Origin of the sequence: Streptosporangium sp. 'caverna' (genome assembly GCF_003203775.1) — a bacterium.
GTDB classification, from domain to species: domain Bacteria; phylum Actinomycetota; class Actinomycetes; order Streptosporangiales; family Streptosporangiaceae; genus Streptosporangium; species Streptosporangium subroseum.
On sequence record NZ_CP029711.1, the window covers coordinates 10654404 to 10674634 of the forward strand.

General features: G+C 67.6%; 17 protein-coding genes. 10 read left to right on the forward strand and 7 right to left on the reverse strand.

The genetic code is table 11. The features are described from left to right. Positions 1–51 precede the first annotated feature (51 nt). From DKM19_RS46040 to DKM19_RS46055, 4 genes are read left to right on the forward strand one after another with little or no spacing between them, the layout of a single operon-like run. A complete protein-coding gene (locus DKM19_RS46040; RefSeq protein WP_110704912.1) occupies positions 52–1068 on the forward strand; it encodes a MinD/ParA family protein in 1017 nt (338 codons plus the stop codon). Then, positions 1068–1823, forward strand: a complete 756-nt coding sequence (locus DKM19_RS46045) for a hypothetical protein (RefSeq protein WP_162642275.1) — start codon at positions 1068–1070, stop codon at positions 1821–1823. The genes DKM19_RS46040 and DKM19_RS46045 overlap by 1 nt, the downstream gene beginning before the upstream one ends. 24 nt (positions 1824–1847) lie before the next feature. Further along, positions 1848–3122: a hypothetical protein gene (locus tag DKM19_RS50345; protein ID WP_162642277.1), complete on the forward strand. Its 1275-nt coding sequence runs from the start codon at positions 1848–1850 to the stop codon at positions 3120–3122. Beyond that, positions 3119–3904 (forward strand): glycoside hydrolase family 16 protein, encoded by a 786-nt coding sequence (locus DKM19_RS46055; protein WP_162642278.1) that lies wholly within the window; start codon positions 3119–3121, stop codon positions 3902–3904. Before DKM19_RS50345 ends, DKM19_RS46055 begins: the two co-directional genes overlap by 4 nt. A 127-nt stretch (positions 3905–4031) precedes the next feature. Here the strand turns inward: DKM19_RS46055 and DKM19_RS46060 are convergent, their stop codons facing one another. Continuing rightward, positions 4032–4538 carry a GNAT family N-acetyltransferase gene (locus tag DKM19_RS46060; protein WP_369990780.1) on the reverse strand — a complete coding sequence of 169 codons (507 nt, stop codon included), beginning with the start codon at positions 4536–4538 and terminating at the stop codon, positions 4032–4034. Positions 4539–4728: 190 nt separating this feature from the next. Between DKM19_RS46060 and DKM19_RS46065 the strand changes: the two genes are divergently transcribed. From DKM19_RS46065 to DKM19_RS46075, 3 genes are all read left to right on the forward strand, one after another. Then, a complete protein-coding gene (locus tag DKM19_RS46065) occupies positions 4729–6141 on the forward strand; it encodes an LCP family protein (RefSeq protein WP_110704917.1) in 1413 nt (470 codons plus the stop codon). Positions 6142–6595: 454 nt separating this feature from the next. Beyond that, on the forward strand, positions 6596–7933 hold the full coding sequence (locus tag DKM19_RS46070) for a HAMP domain-containing sensor histidine kinase (RefSeq protein WP_110704918.1): 1338 nt from the start codon (positions 6596–6598) through the stop codon (positions 7931–7933). Between the two features lie 106 nt (positions 7934–8039). Then, positions 8040–9029, forward strand: coding sequence for a GlxA family transcriptional regulator (locus DKM19_RS46075; RefSeq protein WP_110706464.1), 990 nt, complete (start codon positions 8040–8042; stop codon positions 9027–9029). A gap of 7 nt (positions 9030–9036) precedes the next feature. Here DKM19_RS46075 and DKM19_RS46080 read toward each other — a convergent pair whose 3' ends face one another. From DKM19_RS46080 to DKM19_RS46100, 6 genes are all read right to left on the reverse strand, one after another. Then, a complete protein-coding gene (locus DKM19_RS46080; protein WP_110704919.1) occupies positions 9037–10380 on the reverse strand; it encodes an ABC transporter substrate-binding protein in 1344 nt (447 codons plus the stop codon). A gap of 480 nt (positions 10381–10860) precedes the next feature. After that, entirely contained in the window at positions 10861–11241 is a 381-nt protein-coding gene (locus tag DKM19_RS46085) for a metalloregulator ArsR/SmtB family transcription factor (RefSeq protein ID WP_089209044.1), read from the reverse strand. Between the two features lie 109 nt (positions 11242–11350). Then, positions 11351–12715 carry an MFS transporter gene (locus DKM19_RS46090; RefSeq protein ID WP_239513957.1) on the reverse strand — a complete coding sequence of 455 codons (1365 nt, stop codon included), beginning with the start codon at positions 12713–12715 and terminating at the stop codon, positions 11351–11353. A gap of 487 nt (positions 12716–13202) precedes the next feature. Beyond that, positions 13203–13505 (reverse strand): hypothetical protein, encoded by a 303-nt coding sequence (locus DKM19_RS46095; RefSeq protein WP_110704921.1) that lies wholly within the window; start codon positions 13503–13505, stop codon positions 13203–13205. A 7-nt stretch (positions 13506–13512) separates the two neighbouring features. After that, positions 13513–14127 carry a hypothetical protein gene (locus tag DKM19_RS50350; protein ID WP_162642279.1) on the reverse strand — a complete coding sequence of 205 codons (615 nt, stop codon included), beginning with the start codon at positions 14125–14127 and terminating at the stop codon, positions 13513–13515. After that, on the reverse strand, positions 14127–16073 hold the full coding sequence (locus DKM19_RS46100; protein ID WP_110704922.1) for a hypothetical protein: 1947 nt from the start codon (positions 16071–16073) through the stop codon (positions 14127–14129). The genes DKM19_RS50350 and DKM19_RS46100 overlap by 1 nt, the downstream gene beginning before the upstream one ends. Positions 16074–17397: 1324 nt before the next feature. Here DKM19_RS46100 and DKM19_RS46105 point away from each other — a divergent pair. Genes DKM19_RS46105 through DKM19_RS46115 form a run of 3 tightly spaced genes read left to right on the forward strand, consistent with a single transcriptional unit; the run spans position 17398 to position 20206 of the window. Then, on the forward strand, positions 17398–18357 hold the full coding sequence (locus DKM19_RS46105) for a 3-oxoacyl-ACP synthase III family protein (RefSeq protein ID WP_110704923.1): 960 nt from the start codon (positions 17398–17400) through the stop codon (positions 18355–18357). Beyond that, entirely contained in the window at positions 18357–19088 is a 732-nt protein-coding gene (locus DKM19_RS46110) for a glycosyltransferase family 2 protein (RefSeq protein WP_110704924.1), read from the forward strand. The genes DKM19_RS46105 and DKM19_RS46110 overlap by 1 nt, the downstream gene beginning before the upstream one ends. Beyond that, a complete protein-coding gene (locus DKM19_RS46115) occupies positions 19085–20206 on the forward strand; it encodes a cytochrome P450 (RefSeq protein WP_110704925.1) in 1122 nt (373 codons plus the stop codon). The genes DKM19_RS46110 and DKM19_RS46115 overlap by 4 nt, the downstream gene beginning before the upstream one ends. Positions 20207–20231 lie beyond the last annotated feature (25 nt).

Sequence of the window (20231 nt, forward strand, 5' to 3'; positions counted from 1 at the left end):
CCCACCCACCCCCTGCCTCCCGTGAAAGCTCTCTGCGAAAGGACCTTCGCCATGACGGAGACGTCCCCCAAGATCCAGACTTCTCCTCCCTCCCCGGCACCCTCTCCCTCTCCCTCTCCTCCCGAGCAGTTTCACGAGACGGTTCCGCTCACCGCCGAACATCTGCTCACCAACCGCCGGCCCGAACCGGCCGGCGGGTGGCGCCGCATCGTCTGGCTGCTCTCCGGCCGGAAGATCATTCCTGCGGAGTCCCTGGCGGAGCAGGAGCGCCGCACGTTGATAGCCCAGGCTCAGACTCCCGTCGCGAGCGGTCATCACCGGATCGCGGTCATGAGTCTCAAGGGCGGGGTCGGCAAGACCACGACGACCGTCGCGCTCGGCAACACCCTGGCCTCCCTGCGGGGGGACCGAGTGATCGCGATCGACGCCAACCCCGACCGGGGAACCCTCGGCCTCAAGGTCAAGTCGGAGACGGCCGCGACCATCCGCACCATGCTCGCCGAGGCCCCGCACATCCTCCGCTACGCCGACGCGCGCGCCTTCACCTCCCAGTCACCCGCGCGACTGGAGGTCCTCGCCTCCGACACCGACCCCGCCGTGAGCGAGGCGTTCAACGCCGACGACTACCGTACGGTCGCCGGTCTCATCGAGCGTTACTACTCGATCTGCATCACCGACTGCGGAACCGGCCTGCTCCACGGCGCCATGGGCGCGACGCTGGAGCTGGCCGACCAGATCGTGCTGGTCAGCCTGGTCGCGGTGGACGGGGCGAGCTCGGCCGCCGCGACGCTGGACTGGCTCACCGCCCACGGGTACGCGGACCTGGTCAAAACCGCCATCGTCGTGCTGAACGCCGTGGAGCCCAAGTCCGACGTGGACGTGGAGCTGCTGGAACGCCACTTCATCTCCCGCTGCCGGGCCGTGATCCGCATCCCCTACGACCCCCACCTCAAAGAGGGCGCGGAGGTGGACCTGGTCCGTCTCCGGCCCACCACCCGGGGCGCGTACCTGCGCCTGGCGGCGGCCGTCGGCCAGACGTTCGGCCAGCGTCCCGATCGGGGCCACTAGTGCCGCCAACCCCCGAAGATCCCGAACTCGACTGGGATCTGGGTCCTCCGCCGCGTCCACGGCGGATGCTCATCGTGGTCGTCTCGATCGTGGGAGCGATCCTCCTGGCGGTCGGAGCGTGGCAGCTCATAAAACCGGAAGCCGCCCCCGTAACGATCTCGGCCCGTGAGACCGTCGGCGACAGCGTCCTGCTCTCCCCACCTTCCGCTTACGAGGGGGCGGGAGGTTATCCCGTCGGCTTTCCCCACACCGAGCTGGGAGCGGCCTCGGCGGCGGCGGCCGCGCTGGAGGCGGCGTGGACCCTGGATCTCGAACAGGCCGAGCAGGCCGCGGTCCTGTACGCCCCGCCGGAGCAGCATGACGCCGCCCGCGACGGTGCGCACGAGGCCGTCGCCGGATGGCGGGAGATCCTCGGCCTCCCCAAGGACGGAGCGCTTCCCGAAGGGGCGGCGATGCAGACGAGGACGATCGGCATCCAGTGGAAGGCCCGCGCCAAGGATCAGATCCAGGTTTCCGTCCTGGTCCAGGTGACTGCGACCAAGGGCGTCCAGGACACCGACCCGACCTACTCCAGCCCGTACGCCATGAGCCTGCTCATGACCTGGAACCCCGACATGCGAGGCGCGAGCCGCGGGGACTGGGTCAACGTCCCCGACCCCCTCTCCGCCACCGTGCCGCAGGTCGCCCTCCCGGGCACCCCCGAGTTCACCGCCGCAGGCTGGAAGCCTCTCTCCGGCCCGGCGCCCACCCCATAGATACGGATCCAGGAAGAGCCATCAATGCCCCCACGCAGCTCGCCCCGGCGGGTCACCCTGGTCTCAGGACTTCTACTGGCCACGGTCTCTGCGACGACCGGCGCGATCATCGCCCAGCCATGGGCCGCCATGGCCGATCCCGGCATGGCCGCCGTCCCGCCGATGTCACAGGAGGTCGATCCCCCGTCCGTGGAGCCCGAGCCGGCAGAAGCGGACGGGGGCGGGTCTGTTCCCCCCGCCCCCGCGGCCCGGGATCGCGCACGCGAGGACTCCTCGCCACCGGTCCGCAGGGCTCCCTCCGAGAAGGTCGTCACGCCTCCCCGGGAGCCTCCACCCGAGACGCTCGTCCAGCCGGAGGAGGTCGCGGCACCGCCCAGGAACGCCCGATCCGTGGCCGCGCCACCCAGGAACGCCCGATCCGTGGCGGCACCGCCGCAAAATGCCAGATCCGTGGCCGCGCCGCCCAGGAACGCCAGGTCCATGGCGGCGCCGAACGTGTCACGGGCCAACACGCCCACGAGGGTCAAGCCCACCTCGGAACCCTCCCGGGACACCGAGGCCCCGCCCAAGGACACGGAGCCCACCGCGGCACCGGACAAGGACACCCCACCCACGACGGCTCCCAGCGCCCCCGAGTCGCCCCCGCCCAGCGCGCCTCCGACGTCCGAGCCGCCGAACCGGCCGGACCCGACCTCGCCTCCCCCGAGCACCACGCAGAAGCCCGTGCCAAGCCCGACCGCCACGGCCAGGCCCACGACCTCGCGGCCGACCGTTCCTAAGCCCTCGAAACCCCCGGCGACCAGGACCGCCCCGGTACCCGTACCCCGGCCCACCGCCACGCTTCAGCGGCCGACCGTCCCCAAACCGCCCCTGCCGGCGCAGGTGCCGCAGTCCGCGTCCAGCCCGACCGCCACCCTCGATCCCACCGTCTTCGACGAGCAGGCCGACGCCGCCCAGGTTCCCGTGACGTACACGTCCTCGGCTCCGGCGCTCCAGACCGTCATTCCCATGCCGCCGCTGAAAGGATCCTCCACGGATTTCTGCCAGATCGAGAACGCCGTCGACTGCTGGAGCCTCGCCCCCTGGCGCAGCCGTACCCTCGGGGCGCCTGAGAGCTTCGTCTCCACGCAGGCGGCCACCCCGGGGCAAACTCCTCGATGGGCCTTCGCGCCGCCCGTCACCGGCGTAGCCTCGACACCAAGCACGTCCGCTCCCTCGGCCCTCACCCCGGACAGGAGCGGCTGCTGGAGCTTCAGTCCCTCCACGCGCTGCGCCAGATCGTCGGAAGAACAACAATGATCAGCAGATTCCACGCGCGGGTGGCCGTGCTCAGCATGGTGACGGCTCTGGCCGTGAGCACCCTCAGCGCCGCTCAAGGTGAGGTGGCCGCCGATACGACGGCCGCCTGCTCTCCCGTGACCGGCGACGTCAGTGCCGCCCAAGCCCTCGCGTGGGGCGCACCGACCTGGTGCGCGGAGTTCGACGACGCCGTCGATCCGGCCGACTGGGTCTTCTACGACTCCCCCGGGCATGCCGGCAACGGCCGCCGTTCCCCCGAACAGCTCTATCTGGGAAACGGGGCGCTCTACCTGTACGGCCGTCCCGACGGAACCACCGCCGGGCTGGCCACCAAGCACAGCCAGACCTACGGGCGCTGGGAGACCCGCGTCCGCCTGTATCCGGGCGCGGGGTCGTACCATCCCGTCGTCCTGCTGTGGCCGAAGGAGGGCGGCGGCGCCGTACGGAGTTCCACGAGTGAGGAAGTGGACTTCCTGGAGGTCATCAACGACCCGGACAGGCAACGACCCAACTTCTTCCTGCACACCCCTCAGGGCCAGGAGCAGGCCAATGCCAATGTGGACATGACCACCTGGCACACCTACGCCGTGGAGAACACCCAGAACGGGGTCGTCGGCTACCTCGACGGGCAGGAGTGGTTCCGTTCCCCCAACGCCACCCACAGCCCGATGTCGGTCTGCCTGCAACTCGACTGGTTCCCCGGCCAGGGCAGCGCGGGTGAGGCGTGGATGGAGGTGGACTGGCTCCGCATCTACCCGCTGCAGGCCGCCGACACCGGCTGAGCCGTCCCGATCACCGAAGAGGGTGCGGGACCTCGCGAGGTCCCGCACCCTCTTCGCGTTCCCGAACTCACGCGGAGAACCGCGCCGGGCGGAAGGCGTCCGCCATCGGGCTCCACCGGCACGCGGCTCAGTTTCCGGCCGGCAGGCGCGTCTCCAGGACCTGGCCGGGCCACTCGCCGACCCGGAAAGTCTCGGTCCTGGTGAAGCCCTGGCTCTCGTAGTACTTCACCAGCCGGCCGTCGTCACCGGCGTAGCAGTCGACCCGGACCAGCGCGATCCCCTGCTCGGCCGCCTCGGCCGAGGCACGCTCCAGCAGGGCCGCTCCGACACCGCGACCGCGAAACCGCTGGTCGATGACCAGACCCCGGATGTAGATCTCGGGTCCGGGGGCCGGGGAGACGTAGTCCAGCGCGGGTCCGAGGACCATGCATCCGGCGGGTTCGCCGTCGATCTCGGCGATGCGCATCTCATCCGTCATCGCCCAGGAGGTGACCCGCTCGACGCGGGCGGGATCAGTGGAGAACGGCCGGCTGCCCCACTGGCCGGTGCGGCCTTCGGTGGTCAGCCACGCCACCGCGCTGTCGAACATCCCCAGAACCGCCGGGACATCATCAAGATTGCCGTCTCGGATCATCACCGGCGGATCGTAACAGCCGCGATCGCCCATCGACCACGCTCATCCCTCACTCCGCGATGTAGCAGGTCATAGCGGTTTATTTAGGATTCTTACCTGACTCTTATAGAGAATTAGTACAATCGGTAACGGGGCCGGTTCCGGCTCCTTCGCCACGGGTGCACGCCCTGGCCCGTCCCCCAGGAGTCACGTGAGCAGCGGGTTGATCGACGCGCCCCCGAAACCCCCGGGCCACGAACCGCCACGTTCTCGCCGTAAGTGGCTGTGGTGGCTGGTGGCCCTCGTGACCGTCGTCGTGCTCGCCCTGGCGGGCACGGTGGCCGGCGTCTACGTCAAACTGGCCGGAAACGTCAAGCACATCGACGTCACGGCGGCGGACCTCGGGCGCCGCCCGGCCAAGGTCGCGGGCAAGGCGATGAACGTCCTGGTCGTCGGTTCCGACCAGCGCGGTGGCAAGAACGCCAAGTACGGCAAGGTCCCCGGCGAGCGGACCGACACGATCATGCTGGCGCACATCTCGCCGAAGCGGGACAACGCGATGATCATCAGCTTCCCCCGGGACTCGATGGTCCAGCTCCCCGCCTGCCGGGCGCAGCAGGGACTCCTCGGCCAGCAGGCCCACGTGGGCATGATCAACGAGTCGTTCAACTCCGGCGGCATCACCTGCACCTGGAAGACCATCGAGGCGCTCACCGGCATCCACATCGACCACTTCGTGAAGGTCGACTTCACCGGATTCAAGGGAATGGTCGACGCGGTCGGCGGTGTGGACGTCTGCATACCCGAGGCGATAAACGACAAGAAGGCCCTGCTCCACCTGGCCGCCGGCAAGCAGACCCTCATGGGCGAACAGGCTCTGGGCTACGTCCGGGCTCGCTACAGCCTGGGCGACGGCTCCGACATCGGCCGCATCCAGCGGCAGCAGATGTTCATCGCCTCCATGGTCAAGAAGGTCATGAGCGGCGAGACGCTCACCGATCCCGCCAAGCTCTTCGGCTTTCTCGACGCGGCCACGAAGTCGGTCACCACCGACCCCGAACTCACCCCGGGCGTCATGAAGGACCTCGCCTCAAGCGCCCAGGGACTGGCCGCCGGGCAGATCCACTTCATCACCACCCCCTGGCGATACTCGGTCATCCACCCCGGCCGGGTGGAGTGGGTCCAGCCGCAGAGCAAGCAGCTGTTCCGCATCGTCGCGACGGATCGGGCGATCACCGGTTCGGGGGTCAAGGGCGGGGAGGCCAAGGTGCCCCGGTCGAAGATCCAGGTCGAGGTGCGCAACGGGACCAACCGGTCGGGCCTGGCCACACTGGCGGCCGTCCAGCTCGAGGAGCGGGGCTACCACATCGCCAAGATCGGTGACGCGAAGCGCAAGCCGTACCCGACGACCACGATCGCGTACTCGCCGAACGGCGCGTCCAGCGCACCCACCCTCACTCGCGATCTGCTCGCCTCCAAGGGCCTTCTCGCCTCCCAGGCGACCACGTCGAGGCTCGTCCTGACGATCGGCGACGACTGGAAGGGCCTCAAGGCGCTTCCCCAGAACGACACCGACAGCCTGAAGGGCTTCGACGCCACCCACGACTCGTGCGCCGGCGCCTGAGCCATCTCCGCCGGGCCCCCGTCACGGGGGCTCGGCGCCCCGCCAGGCCTCGTCACGTCATACGCCCCCGCCCGCCGAGCCCTGCGCGTCCCCGTCCGACCTCCGTCGGGAGCTGAGCGCCACCGGATCCGCCGCGCCCGGCGTGCCGGCCGGGCTTCTCCAGATCGTACGGCCGGCAGCGCGGGGCCCGTCGAACCGGAACATCGCGGCCCAGCTTTTCCTCAGCCACCGGGACGGTCGGCCACCACCTCTACATGGCCTACCCCAAGCTCGGTGTCGCCTCCCGCGGCAAGCCGGGAACCGTTGCACTTTAAGGCTAAACGGACTAAAGGGTCACGATGACTTGACCCGCCTTTACTCGCCGATGGAGCCCCGTCACCTATAAATGTCCGAATAGCGTCTTTCGGGGGTAATCGTGGCTGCATCGCGACTTCCGCATTCGATTCGGGCCCGTGTGACGCTCACCGCCCTCATGATATTCGCGCTCGTGCTGGGAACGGGCGCGGTCGCGACGTCACTGGGTGTGCGAGCCAAGCTGAAGACCGACATCACCAACTCCGTGGCCGAGGCGGCCAGAAAGGCGGCTCTGAGCACCGACAAGCAGCACGCGCCGGGCGGCGTCATTCTCCCGGCGAACTACGTCAGCCGTATCCAGGTCGTCGCGAACGACGGCCGGGTCCTCGCCACCAGCCCGGCGCTGAGGGGAAAACCTGCGATCTCCCGGGCACATCCCGTCGGCGGAGACCTCCGGGTGGACGAAATGTCCTGCATGGCCTTCTCGCAGAAAGACAAGACCTGCTTCCTCACCGTGGGGCTCTGGCACAGTAAATCCTCCTACGGCGATGTCATGGTCTACGCGCAGGCCGCCGCGCCCCCACTGCTCAACGGCTATGCCCTGGAGATCTCGCTGGCCGCCCTGTTCACCGTGCTCCTCGGGCTGCTCGGCTGGGGCACCTGGCGGATAGTCGGCCGGACCCTCGAACCGGTCCAGCAGATCAGCGCCGAGATGGCCGAGATCACCGCCTCCGATCTCAGCCGCCGGATGTCCGTACCGGACACGGGGGACGAGGTGGCGCAGCTCGCCCGGACCGTCAACGGGACGCTGGGGAGGCTGGAATGGGCCATGGAGAACCAGCGGCGCTTCGCCTCCGACGCCTCGCACGAGCTGCGCACCCCGCTGGCCGGGCTGCGCACCAAGCTCGAACTGGCGCTCGCCGACCCCGACATGGAGGACGCCACGCAGGCGATGCAGTCGGCGCTGGGCGACGCCGAGCGGCTCCAGGCCGTCATGGACGATCTGCTCCTGCTCGCCCGCCTCGATGCCGGGGTGCAGAACGCCCCTCAGCCCGTCCATCTCTCCGAGCTGGTCGTCGCGGAGGCCGGACGGCCGTGCAAACACGAGGTCGTCCTGGATCTCGACCCCGGCGTGGTGGTCGCGGGCAACCGGCTCCAGCTCTGCCGCCTGCTGACCAACCTGCTCACCAACGCCGACCGGCATACGACGAGCACGGTGTGGATCGAAGTCAAGCGGGAGGGGGACGAGGCCGTACTGGAGGTCCGCGACAACGGGCTCGGCATCCCGCCGGCCGAGCGCGAGCGGGTCTTCCAGCGCTTCACCCGCCTGGACTCGGCGCGCAGCCGCGACGCAGGAGGGAGCGGGCTGGGCCTGCCCATCGCCAGGGACATCGCGTCCGCGCACCACGGCAAGCTGTACGCCGCAGACAGCACAAACGGCTGCGGCGCCCGGTTGATCCTCCGGCTGCCCCTGGCCACCGCGGCCGTCTCGGTCTAGGGAGACGCCTCCGGGTCGTTCGCCGCTCCCGGCTCGTGCAGGGGGTCGTTCAACCCGCGCCGGGCAGGGAAGGTGGCTCGAATCCATCATGTGCAAGAATCGGGTCATGCACAGGGTCGTCATGTTAGCTCTGGACGGAGTCATCCCCTTCGAGCTGGGCATCCCCCCGCGAATCTTCGGCGGCGCCAAGGACGCGGAGGGCAAGCCGCTCTACGAGGTGATCACCTGCACCGTCGACGGCGGTCCGGTCCGCACCGACGCCGACTTCTCGATCTCGGTGGAGCACGGTGCGGAGGTGCTGAGCACCGCGGACACCGTGGTGATCCCGGCCACCCACATGCTCGGCACGATCTCCACGGACGGCAGGCTCCCCGAACCGCTGTCCAGGGCGATCGCCCTCATCAGGCCGGGCACCCGCCTGGTCTCGATCTGCACCGCCGCCTACGTGCTCGCGGCGGCGGGATTGCTCGACGGCCGCCCGGCGACCACCCACTGGAGCAGCGCCGAGCACTTCCAGAAGATGTTTCCCCTGGTCAAGGTCAATCCCGACGTATTGTTCGTGGACGACGGGGAGGTGCTCACCTCGGCCGGGGTCGCCGCCGGAGTCGATCTCTGCCTGCACATCATCCGCCGCGACCACGGCACCGCGGTGGCCAACCGCGTGGCCCGGCGCTGCGTCGTCCCGCCCTGGCGTGACGGTGGTCAGGCCCAGTTCATCGAACGCCCCATCCCGGAGCAGTCCATTGCCACCACCGCCGCGACCAGAGCCTGGGCACTGGGGCAGCTGCAACGGCCGCTCCCTCTCACCGAACTGGCCGCCCACGCCCGGATGAGCCGTCGCACCTTCACGCGGCGCTTCCGTGACGAGACGGGTGTCAGCCCGGGTCAGTGGCTCATCCTGCAGCGCGTGGAGCTGGCCCGCCGCCTGCTGGAGGCCAGTGACCTGCCGGTGGACGGCGTCGCCCTGCAAGCCGGGTTCGGCACGGCGGCCTCGCTCCGCCAGCACCTGCAGGCGGCCATCGGCGTCTCGCCGATGGCCTACCGCCGTACGTTCCGCCCGCTGGAGATCTCACTCCGGCAGGAGGTGGAGGCCTGAGCCTCGGTTACTTGACGTTGAACCGGCCGCTGGACCACTCCTGCTGCAGCTGGTCCGCCGCCTTCTTCGGGGTGAGCTTGCCGCGTGCGACGTCGAGGAGGACGTCGCCCTCCACTTCGTCCAGGAAGGCCTGGTTGGAGGTACGGGCGGAGCCTCCGGCACCGATGACCTCCTGGACGTCGGCGTAACCATCCCTGGCCGCGTCGGTGGAGAAGACCTCCTGGTCCATCCGGAAGTCCTTGAGCGACGGGACCAGCGTCATGTCCTTGGACCACTTCGCGACGCCGTCACCCAGGGTCAGAAACTTGATCAGCTCGGCCGCCTCGGCAGCGTGCTTGGAGGCCTTGGGGATGCCCAGGCCTTCCTCCGCCAGGCTGCGCACGGCGGGCTTGCCGTCGGGCATAAGGACGGGAAAGGCTCCGGCGCCGACGTCGGTGAGGGCGAGCTTGTTGTCCTTGCGGTAGGAGTCGGACAGCAGCGAGCTCTGCCCGGAGTCGCCCACCAGGAACAGCGCCTTGCCCGAGCCGAACAGCTTGGCCGGGCCATCGCCCTTGAGGCTCAGCGCGGACTTGGCCAGCACGCCCCGGTCGAAGATCGACTTGTAGCCGGTCAGCGCCGAGACCATCTCGGGGCTGTTCCACTTCTTCTTACCGGCGAACAGGTCATCGGACAGTTCCGGGCTGGTCTGCCCCGCGATGGTGAACAACAGATCCTCCTGCTGCTGCGGTTCACCGGAGAAGACGATCGGCTGGAGATTCGGGAGCTTCTTCGCCTTCGTGACGATGGACTCGAGGTCGGCGACCGTCTCGGGGAAGGACACCCCGAGCTCGGAGAGGAGCGCGGCGTTGTAGTACATGACCGTGCCACCGCTGGAGCCCATCGGGACGGAGTAGAGCTTCCCGTCCTTGGCGGCCTTCTCAGCCTGGCCGACCGCGGTCTCGCCGAGCTTCTCCTGCCAGTCTTCGGAGAAGTTGTCCCACGTGGCGACCGGGAGAAGCCGGTCCTTGACCGCGTCGGTCATCGTCGGGATCTGGACGCCGACGACGTCGAGCACCTCATGGTCCGCGCCGAGCGCCTTCGGGAGCCGCTCCGCGTAGTCGGTGGCCTTGAACTCGCGCAGCTCGACCTTGATGCCGGGAGTCACCTGTTCGAACTCGGCGATCGCTCCCTTGAGCGTCGCCTCCGTCGGGAACGAGGTCCAGTACTTCAGAGTGACGGGTTTGCCGGAGTTCTGACGGGCCTGCTCGGCCGGCTTCTGCCCGCCGGCACCCCCGTCGGCAGCACACGCGGCGGTCAGTCCCAAGCTGAGAACCGCGGTCATCAGGGTGAACGCACGAGCTGTACCACGCATGCAATACCTCCAGCAGAACGAAAACACAGGTAACGACACCGGCCCGGCATCGGGGGCAACCCATCGTCGCGGGGTCGCCGAGCCTACGCACCGAAAGCCGCCCTTGTCGGAATCGATCTTCCCCTGCCCCCTTGAACCGACCTAACACCTTTGCGGCTGTTGTGGTTTTTGTGGCTACCGCGTATAAGCGTTTCTGCCGTTGTGCACCGGCCTCGGCCCTACGGCCGATCGGCTCCGGCTGGAGGGGCGAACTCGCCCGCGCGACCATGGGGAACATCGCCAACGATCTTACGAGCCCCGAGTGGGCAGACGAACCCGCCGTCGAACCGCGGAGTCCCCGCTGTCGCGTGTGCCGGCGACGGGTCCGGTCACCTTGTGCGTGCTGCCGTCGCGTGTGCCGGCGGCGGATCTGGCCATTGCGCGTGCTGACGCGGGGTCCCGGCTGTCATGTGCCGACAGCGGGATGCCCCGGGATGGAGGTCAGCCCTTGACGATCTCGTGGCGCAGGTGCTCGCGGCTGAGGTCGAGGAGCATCCGCACGTGCGCGTCGGCGAGGCGGTAGTAAATCATCCGGCCGGCTCGGCGGCTGGCCACGATGCCCGCGGTCCGCAACAGCCTGAGCGCGTGGGACACGGCGGTGTCGCTGACCTCCACCGTCTCGGTGAGATCACAGACGCAGAGCTCGCCGGCTTCGAGCAGCGCGTACAGGAGCTGGGCACGGGTGGGGTCACCCAGCAGCCGGAACAGGTCGGCGAGCCGGGTGGCCTCTCCCGCGGTGACGAGCCGCTCCCGCGTCGCCGCCACTCTGGCCTCGTCGGGCTCCATGGTGCTGCAGGCGTCCAGACCGGTGACGACGTCCATGGGCAAACTCCTGAACAGGTGTTCAAACGATAATCACTATCGTATCAAGTCGTCCGTCCTGGCCGGGAATCTTGCAAGCCGTGTCTTGCGGCGTACTTTCCGCTGGAATTTACGATTGGGCCGGTGCGGCGCTCAGCGGCTCGGCGATGTCCTCCAGACCCCTGCGTTCGGCCTTGACCCCGAGGAACATCTCCACCAACCCGGCCGCGATCATGAGGGACGCCCCGATGGAGAAGGCCAGGGCGGTGTCACCCGGCTTGCCGCTCTCGACCAGGTTGGAGAAGACCAGCGGACCGGCGACGCCACCGACGAAGGTGCCGATCGCGTAGAAGAACGCGATGGCCATGGCCCGGGTCTCCATCGGAAAGATCTCACTGACGGTCAGATAGGCCGCGCTCGCACCGGCCGAGGCGAAGAAGAGCACGACACACCAGCACGCGGTCAGCGTGACCGCGGTCAGCACACCCTGGTTGAACAGCCAGGCCGTACCGAGCAGCAGCACCCCGGACCCGATGTAGGTGCCGGAGATCATGGGAATCCGGCCGATGCTGTCGAACAGCGGCCCGAGCAGGAGTGGACCGAGGAAGTTGCCGACCGCGATGACGGCGAAGAAGTAACCGGTATTAGTGTCGATCTTGAAAAAGGTCGACAGGATCTGGGCGTATCCGAAGGTGATGGCGTTGTAGAGGAACGCCTGCCCGACGAAGAGCGAGAAGCCAAGAATGGTGCGCTTGGGATAGCGAGCCACCATGGTGTGCGCGATCTGGCCGAACCCGATCGATTTACGCTGGTGGATGGTCATGCTCTGCGAGGGCTCCTCCAGCTGGACGCCCTTCTCGCGTTCGACGCGTTCCTCGACCTCGTCGACCAGTTTCTCGGCCTCCTCGTCCCGGCCGTGGATGAACAGCCAGCGCGGGCTCTCCGGCACATGCCGCCGGACCAGCAGGATGGCCAGTCCGAGCACCACCCCCAGGCCGAACGCGATACGCCAGCCGATGTTCACCGCGAAGTTGTTGAGCAGCGGCACCGTCAGCAGCGCGCCGCCGGCGGCGCCGAGCCAGTAGCTGCCGTTGATGATGATGTCGATCCGGCCCCGGTGACGGCTCGGAATGAGCTCGTCGATGGCCGAGTTGATCGCGGCGTACTCGCCGCCGATGCCGAACCCGGTCAGGAACCGGAAGAGGAAGAACCACCACGCGGAGAACGACAGCGCGGTCATCGCGGTGGCGATCAGATAGACGACCATCGTGATGAGAAACAGCTTCTTGCGGCCGAACTTGTCCGTCAGCCAGCCGAAGAACAACGCCCCGAGACAGGCCCCGGCCACGTAGAGGGCCCCCGCCGTACCGGCCACCTGGGTCTGGGTGATCTCCAGACCGCTTCCCTCCTTGGCCAGCTGGGCCGAGAGGTTTCCGATGATGGTCACTTCGAGACCGTCGAGGATCCAGACGGTGCCGAGACCGATAATGATCATCCAGTGCCATCGTGACCATGGCAGCCGGTCCAACCGCGCGGGGACCTTTGTGGTCACCGTCCCCGTCTGAACGTCGCTCATGGCCGTACCGGCTACCCGCCGAGGATCTCCTCATTCCCGGCGAACCCGTTCTTCTAGGTCAGAACGTCTCCCAGGTCAGACGTGCCGCTTCTCTACATCAGACCCGGCAGTCCTCCCGCATCGGACCGGACAGCCGCCGCACCGCCCCCGGCCCCCGGACAGTCGTCGCGCCACCCCCGGCCCCCGAGCAGCCGTCGTACCACCCCCGGCCCCTGGGCAGTCATCGCACCGTCCCCGCCCACCGGGCAGCCGTCGTACCACCCTCGGTCCTTTCCAGGCAGCCGTCGCTGTGCCATCGGTTCTCTCCGGGCAGTCGTCACACCACCCTTGCTCCTCACCCGGGACGCGCTCTTCTCGGTCCAGCGGGCACGGGCCACATCCGGCGTTCTGACGCGCGCCCTCCCCGTCAAGGCAGGCCGTATCTTCTCTTGATCATCTTGGCTTCCTCTTCGGTCACCTGACGCGGCGTGCGGGTCAGTGTCCGGCGCAGATCGGACAGGATCTTGTCCCCCGAGCCGCGGACCCGCGTGCGCTGGTGGGCGAGCTCCGCGTCAAAGCGTTTGGCGGCCGGCCCCGTCCACACCTTGCCGGAGTGAAAGTCCTGGTACGGCGCCTCGATGCCCTTCTCGATCTCCTGAACCAACGGCTCGACCGTCCGCAGGGCATCTCCCAGCGCCTCGTAGAGCGGATTGGGCACCATCTCGGCCATGGCCAGATCAGCCCTTCGGGGAGGGGGACGGGGTCTTCCCGTGCGGAGCCGTCGTGGACGGGCTCGGCGACGGAGCGCTGGCATCAGTGATCAGCTTCGGCGCGATCAGTTTCATCAACGCCAGCACGTCCGCGGCATTGTCACGCCCCGCGACACCTACGTTAAGTTGAATTGCAACTTCCGCCTTACCGCGAACAAGCATGGCATATGCAGCATTATTCTTGCTATTCGTGTCTTTAAAGTAAAAGCCGATAGCCCCGGGGACGATTTCCGGCAGCGGCAAGGCCCCATCTTCGAGCTGTTCCTCAATCTCTCCCGGATATCCTCCAGGAGTGAGACCGATCTGCAGCACCTTCAGCCGCTCGCCATCTCGCCGGTAAGCTGCGCAGCTTCCATCACCGAGACCTCCGGCAACCGTGAGGTCGAAGTAGCCGCGAACCAGCGGGTCACGCACCCCTGTCATCAACTCCACCGCCTTCAGCGGAATGTGTTCACAGATATATGGGGAAGCAGCCGCCATCGGCAACGGGCTTCGGTCGATTTTCACCTCGCCGTTTTGGCAGGCGGTCGAGAATGTCAAAACGCACGCCAGCGCTGTCATCAGTATGAACGGCGTTCTCATCATGATCCATATTGGGAGAAACCATTGGAGAAGCCCTGGTCCAGGCGGTCCTCAACATCTCTCCAGGGTCGTCCTGATGGCCCCTCGTAGAGCCATCGCCTGTAGGCCTCGAGCCGCTGATCCTTGTCGGCGCCATTGGTGACCGTTTTGTCGATCATTTCGTCCATAGTCATGAGTGTCCGACCATCCTCTTTAAGGAAGTTGTTAGGGTTCTCGCGGGGGTCGTCTCCCTTTTCCAGACCTTCCAGCGAGGCCCAGGGATGGGTCTTGGCAGCGGGCTCGGCAGCGCCGAACGCTCCTCGCTTGAGCATGGCCTGCGCCGTGAGATCACGCATGAGGGCCTGGGTCTGGTCAACGACGGTGTTAGCGTCAACGCGGGCTTTGGTCTCCGCATCCCCTTTGGCACTATCTTCGATCATGCCCGTCCATGCCCCCACGGCACCGATCGTGAATGGCCCGATTCCCATCTGCGGGATGGCAAGCCCGGTGTTCACCACCGCCATGAGTACCTTCATGTTCCGCTGCTGCGCCTCATCCAGCTCCTTGCCTTCTTCGATCTTGGCAAGACCTGCCGCGTCTGTGATCATGCCGAAGCCCGCCCCGGCCTGCTTTGCATTGGTCAGGAGCGCACCATCGCCGCGTCCGGCAGTCATCTCCGCTGCACCATGATCGAGAAGCCAACCAGTGAACGCCGTCTGAGCGGCCAAAACGGGGGTGAACGCCTTGGAATCCGCGAAAGCCTCTTTCATCACTCGGCGCAACTCTTCCAGGTTGAACTGCGCTCCCCAAGGGTCCTGTCCAGACGCGCTGGGATTGTCAGCACCCCGGACTCCGGGCGCAACGATGTCACCAACCTTCTGAGCGACGTAGTTGATATCACTGACATAGCCGGCGAGGATGTGGCCGGTGGTGGCGGGCTTCACGAATGCGGAGGGATTGCCCGCCTCAATCCGTTCGGCTTCCAGATGTACGAACTCCGAGGCCAGCTTGGCCGACAGATAGCCGCGTGAAGGAGCCTGCGGTGAGCCTTTGTGATCACGGAAGGTGAGCATCGCGGCCTCCAGCGCCTTGCCCAATGCCTCACCACCGTCGCGCATGCCTCGCTCGGTCAGATAGTGCTTCAGCGCGGTGGGGTCGCCCGCGAAGAAGTCCTGGGCTGCTGCGGGGTCAAGGCTGAGCGCCTCCATGAGAGCCACCGTGACGCCTGGGTCGGTGCCGACGGGGAACTTGGACGCTTCACGGTCCCAAGCGTCGACCTTTTTGGCGACCGCCAGCAGGAAGGCGGTGTTCACGGCTCCGCTTGAGGCTCCATATTCGGGACCGGCATATTTAGAAGTGGCGTATTTGAGCGCCAGTGAGATCGCGTAGCCCTCCTGCCATCCGATGGCGAGGTCGGAGGTGAGTTCGTCGCGCCAGGCGTTGCTCAGTTTCGGGCTGGCCGTGCCCAGTGTCTTGCCGAGGGCGATCTGTAGTCGCTCCACCTTCTTGTCGCCCTCGTGCCCTACGGTCTTCCCCATCAGCTTGCGGAACCTCGCCGCACCCATCGCGTTCATCAGCGCGGCGGCGAACGTCGCATCTCCCGTCCGCTTCTCCAGCTCCGCCAGGGCCTTCGCGTCGACCTCGCCGTTCTCGGCGGCCTCGGTCACCTTGACGATCGCGGCGTACACGTTGGGATCGTGGGCGGCCTTGCCGTACAGCGCCTCGTCGAAGGCGCTCAGCTCGCCGGGGAGGCCTGCGGCGGACCCCCACTCCGTGCGCTCGGTGCGGATCGTCTCGCTGCGGCGCCTCAGGTCGGGACGGCTGGTCTCGATCCAGCTCTGCACCTCGCGCAAGGAGCTCAGTCCCGAGGTGTCCAGGTCGAGCCTCTGCAAGGTGCTGCGGATCTGGGGTTCGTTCCGGCCGAGTGCGTCCTCTGCCCGGCCCAACCCTCGCTCGAAGTCGTCCATCAGGGTGGGATCGATCCCCGAATACTCGCCGTTCACCCCCGGCGGGGCTGGGGACGGTTGAGGCCCGGCCAAAGGTTTGGGGAGGGAAGGTTCGGTCGTGGGCGATGCACCGGGTCCCGGAGCGGTGGACGACGGCTGAGGAGCAGGCGAAGGGGTGGGCGACGCCTGCGAGCCGCCGAGCCCCTGAGTGACGGAAGAAGGCTGAGAGGTCGGCGGAGGCGCGGCCGGGGAAGGGTCAGCCGTGGGCGACGCCACCGAGCTGCCGGGCCCCTGAGCGGCGGGGGACGGCTGAGAGATCGGCGAAGGCGTGGGTAACGGATGGGCCATGGGGGCGGCGGACTCCAGCGCGGTCGGCGGAACACGACAACTCCGGCGGCAAGATTATTTTCAATCTACTCTTTTGTAAATGTCCCCGTCAGATCGGATATGCCAGGCAGTTGCATCACCACTACCGTGACATTCCCGATAGGAGGCATCCGACCCGGGTCTAACGCTTATGACGCGCGGGCGGCGGACGAAACCCCCAGAGGCGAAGGACCGAAATCCGGCGATTCACCCGATCGCAACACTAACGTCCAGAACTTCGGGAAACTCGTCGATGGCAGGGCGTTTCCGCTGATCTCAAGAGATACGGCATGCAGCACATTTACCCGGGTCTCACCACCCGTACCAGCGTAGACCAGGTTTCCGCGAAACGGATCCGGTTCTCTTCCGGAAATCCGACCGGCTCCTCGGTTGCGCCCTTTGCCGTCAGATCGAGAATCGGGCTTCTTTCGCCAATGGCGCGTTATGCCCGCAGAAGATGCTCGGAGACTTACCGAAACCACACGCCGAAATCACCTGATGGAAGGAGAGCGTCCCGCCCCACGCTCTCCATGGCCGATGACGGTCCTCTTTCACCTCGCCGAAGCCGCTTCCCGGCCTGACGGCACACCGCCGTGACCTCCCAGGGCTCCGGCATAGTAGAAGAACATGCCGGAGTGTCCGTTTCGCTCCGACGCTCGACAGGGCCTCGACGTAGGTCGTCACGGGTCTCAGCCGCAAGCTGTCGAATCGGACAAGTCTCTACTTTGCCGGGCCCCACGTGACCTCCTCCCGGCGTGGCGGTCCAGGCGGGCACACCGCCACACACGATCGCTCCATGAGACCCCTTGTCCCTATATCGCGCTATCTCTCCCCTTCGGATGTATATGACCATTTCCCTCCCGATACGGCACCGTTCCCAGTACGGCCCAGCGCCGAGCCGACCAGGACGATCGTCTGACTGTTCGTTTTCGGTACATTGCGCGAGCATGGAAAGACTTGACGCTATCTAGGGAGATCCATGAAAGCCCGGATCACGGGCGTCGCGACCTATCTGCCGGAACAGACCCTGTCCAGCGCAGAAGTGGAACGGCGGATCGAGGGATACGTGCCCTACGGAGGTGTCATCGAGCGACTGACCGGCATCCGCCTGCGCCACGTGGCCCGCGACGACCAGCAGGCGTCCGACCTGGCGGTCGAGGCCGCCCGCCGGCTCGATCACGGCGGCGTCGACCTGCTCGTGTTCGCGTCGGCCTCGCAGGACATGGTCGAGCCCGCGACCGCGCACATCGTGGCGGCCAAGCTCGGGCTCTCATGTCCGGTGTTCGACGTCAAGAACGCCTGCAACAGCATGCTCAACGGCATCCAGGTGGCCGAGGCTCTCATCCTGAGCGGCGCGCACCGCAAGGTGCTGGTCTGCTCGGGTGAGATCCCGTCGCGGGCGATCCGATGGCAGGTCAGGGATCGGGCGCAGTTCGTGGACTCCTTCGCCGGATACACGCTCTCCGACACCGGAGCCGCGGTGCTGCTCACCACGGACGTGGGGCGGGGCATTTTCTACCGCGAATTCGCGGCCGACTCCACCGCGTGGGCGATCGGCACCCTGCCGGGAGGCGGCTCCGCCCATCCCCGTGATCCCGAATACTCCTACTTCCGCGGCGACGGGCGAAGACTGAAGGACGCCTTCGAGCTGATCGGCCCGGACATCTTTCTCAACGCGCTCAAACGTACCGGCCTGAGCTGGGACGATTTCGCCCTCGTGGCGGTGCACCAGGTGGCACTGCCGTACCTGCACTTCCTGGTGAAGACGCTGGACATCCCCCGGGAGAAGCTTGTGGTCAGCCTGCCCGAGCACGGCAACTGCGCCTCGACCACGCTGCCGCTCCAACTCGAACTGGGCGGCTGGGAGCCGGGTGACCGGGTGGCGCTGCTCGGTCTGGGCGGCGGAATCAGCACCGGCGTGATGCTGGCGGAGATGTGATGGACCTCTGGGTGATCGTTCCGGCCTACAACGAGGCGGGGAGCATCGAGGCGACGATCAAGGCGCTGGCCGAGCAGGACGACCAGAGCTTCACGCTCGTCGTCGTGGACAACGCGAGCACCGACGACACCGCCGAGATCGTCCGGCGGCACGGCGTCCAGCTGATCACTGAGACCAGGAAGGGCACCGGTGCCGCCTCCGACACCGGCATGCGCCACGCCATCGCACACGGCGCGACCCACCTGGCCAGGACCGACGCCGACTGCCTGCCCCGCCCCGACTGGGTGCGCAACATCCGGCGGGCGTTCGGCGACGGGCTGGAGATGGTCGGCGGACGGCTCCGGCCCCGCACCGACGAGTTCCCGCTGAAGTTCTGGGAGCGGCACTTCATCCCGCTGGTGGTGGACCTGGCCGCGGCGTTCGGCCGCTTCCGTCCCGGCAACCGGTCATCGGAGTATCTCGGGCCGTACGTGATGATGCCCGGCGCGACCCTGGCCATCACCTCCTCGCTGTACGAACGAGCGGGAGGTTTCCCCAGGACCGCGATCGAGGAGGTCCACGAGGATCGCGCCCTGGTCAACCGGGTCCGCACGCTCACCTCCGCGTACGGCTCGCGCCGCGACGTGGTGGTCTTCGGCTCGGTCCGGCGGCTGCGGGCGTACGGCCTGGCGGGCACCCTGGCCTGGTACGCCGACCATCACTACCGCCCGGAAGTGATCGACGTCCGGTGAACCACGAGACCCGCCTCCACCTGGCCGCCCACCCCTTCGTCTATCCGCTCATGCGGCTGCTGGCCCGCCTCGGCCCGGTCGTCCGGGTGCCGGGGCTGGGAGTGGTGGTGAACGACGCCGCCACCGCGCGTGCCGTACTGATGGACGATCGGTTCCGCAAGGACGGCCCCGGATCGCCCGGCGACCTGTGGACGCCGATACTCGGCCCCTCCGTGCTGCTCAACATGGAGGGTGAGGGGCACCTGGCGCTGCGCAGGAAGCTGATGCCGCTGTTCACCACCGCGTACGTCTCCGCCCTGGTCGCCGACGTGCTGCGGCAGCCGCTGGAGGATCTCTCGGCGCGGCTGAAGCGGGGTGAGACGGTCGACCTGGTGGACGCCATGCGAGCGATGGCCGGGGCGGTGATCTGCCGGGTGATCGGGCTGGGCGAGGTCTCCGAGGCGCGGGCCCGGGAGCTGTTCGAGGAGGGGGAACGGGTCGTCTCGATGGTCTCGCTGCGCTCCCGGCGGCTGTCGGACCGGCAGGCGGTGATCGCCAGACGGACGCTGGACGGAATCGGGGACATCGCGCAGGCCGCCTACGAGGCCGGGGACGAGTCCACGCTCATGGGCCGGATGCGGGCGCAGGGACTGTCGGCGGCCGAGGCCAGAGGCGCGGCCGGGGCGTTCTTCCTGACGGGCACTGAGACGGTCGCCACCTTCGTGCCCCGGTTGATCGCTCTCCTGCACGACCACCGGACAGAGGTCGACGACCTGGACCAGGTGATCGAGGAGGCCATGCGGATCACCACGCCGACGCCGGTGATGCTGCGTTCGGTGGGCTCGGCCGCGCACGTCGGCGCGGTCATGGCGCGGCCGGGTGACCGGGTGCTGATCGTGACCCACAACTGTGCCCGGTCGTACGGGCCGTTCGACCCCTCTCTGAAACACCCGCCCGAGCTCCGCCGCCTCTGGTTCGGCGCCGGCCCGCACTTCTGCATCGGCTACCCGCTGGCCCTGGCGGAGATCCGGGCGGTGGCCTCGGTCGTGCTCTCCCACCGGGTGCGTGTCGTACGGCGCCGCGCGGCCAGAGGAGTCCTCATCCCCACCTACGCACACCTCTGGATCAAAGCGGCATGAACGACACCGTCATCTGGATTGAAGC

Coding starts and splice junctions, on each gene's coding strand:
- DKM19_RS46055 (WP_162642278.1), top strand. CDS start 3,119: ATGATCAGCAGATTCCACGCGCGGGTGGCCGTGCTCAGCATGGTGACG.
- DKM19_RS46095 (WP_110704921.1), bottom strand. CDS start 13,505: ATGGCCGAGATGGTGCCCAATCCGCTCTACGAGGCGCTGGGAGATGCC.
- DKM19_RS46075 (WP_110706464.1), top strand. CDS start 8,040: ATGCACAGGGTCGTCATGTTAGCTCTGGACGGAGTCATCCCCTTCGAG.
- DKM19_RS50350 (WP_162642279.1), bottom strand. CDS start 14,127: ATGAGAACGCCGTTCATACTGATGACAGCGCTGGCGTGCGTTTTGACA.
- DKM19_RS46105 (WP_110704923.1), top strand. CDS start 17,398: ATGAAAGCCCGGATCACGGGCGTCGCGACCTATCTGCCGGAACAGACC.
- DKM19_RS50345 (WP_162642277.1), top strand. CDS start 1,848: ATGCCCCCACGCAGCTCGCCCCGGCGGGTCACCCTGGTCTCAGGACTT.
- DKM19_RS46085 (WP_089209044.1), bottom strand. CDS start 11,241: ATGGACGTCGTCACCGGTCTGGACGCCTGCAGCACCATGGAGCCCGAC.
- DKM19_RS46110 (WP_110704924.1), top strand. CDS start 18,357: ATGGACCTCTGGGTGATCGTTCCGGCCTACAACGAGGCGGGGAGCATC.
- DKM19_RS46100 (WP_110704922.1), bottom strand. CDS start 16,073: ATGGACGACTTCGAGCGAGGGTTGGGCCGGGCAGAGGACGCACTCGGC.
- DKM19_RS46060 (WP_369990780.1), bottom strand. CDS start 4,538: ATGATCCGAGACGGCAATCTTGATGATGTCCCGGCGGTTCTGGGGATG.
- DKM19_RS46080 (WP_110704919.1), bottom strand. CDS start 10,380: ATGCGTGGTACAGCTCGTGCGTTCACCCTGATGACCGCGGTTCTCAGC.
- DKM19_RS46090 (WP_239513957.1), bottom strand. CDS start 12,715: ATGATCATTATCGGTCTCGGCACCGTCTGGATCCTCGACGGTCTCGAA.
- DKM19_RS46040 (WP_110704912.1), top strand. CDS start 52: ATGACGGAGACGTCCCCCAAGATCCAGACTTCTCCTCCCTCCCCGGCA.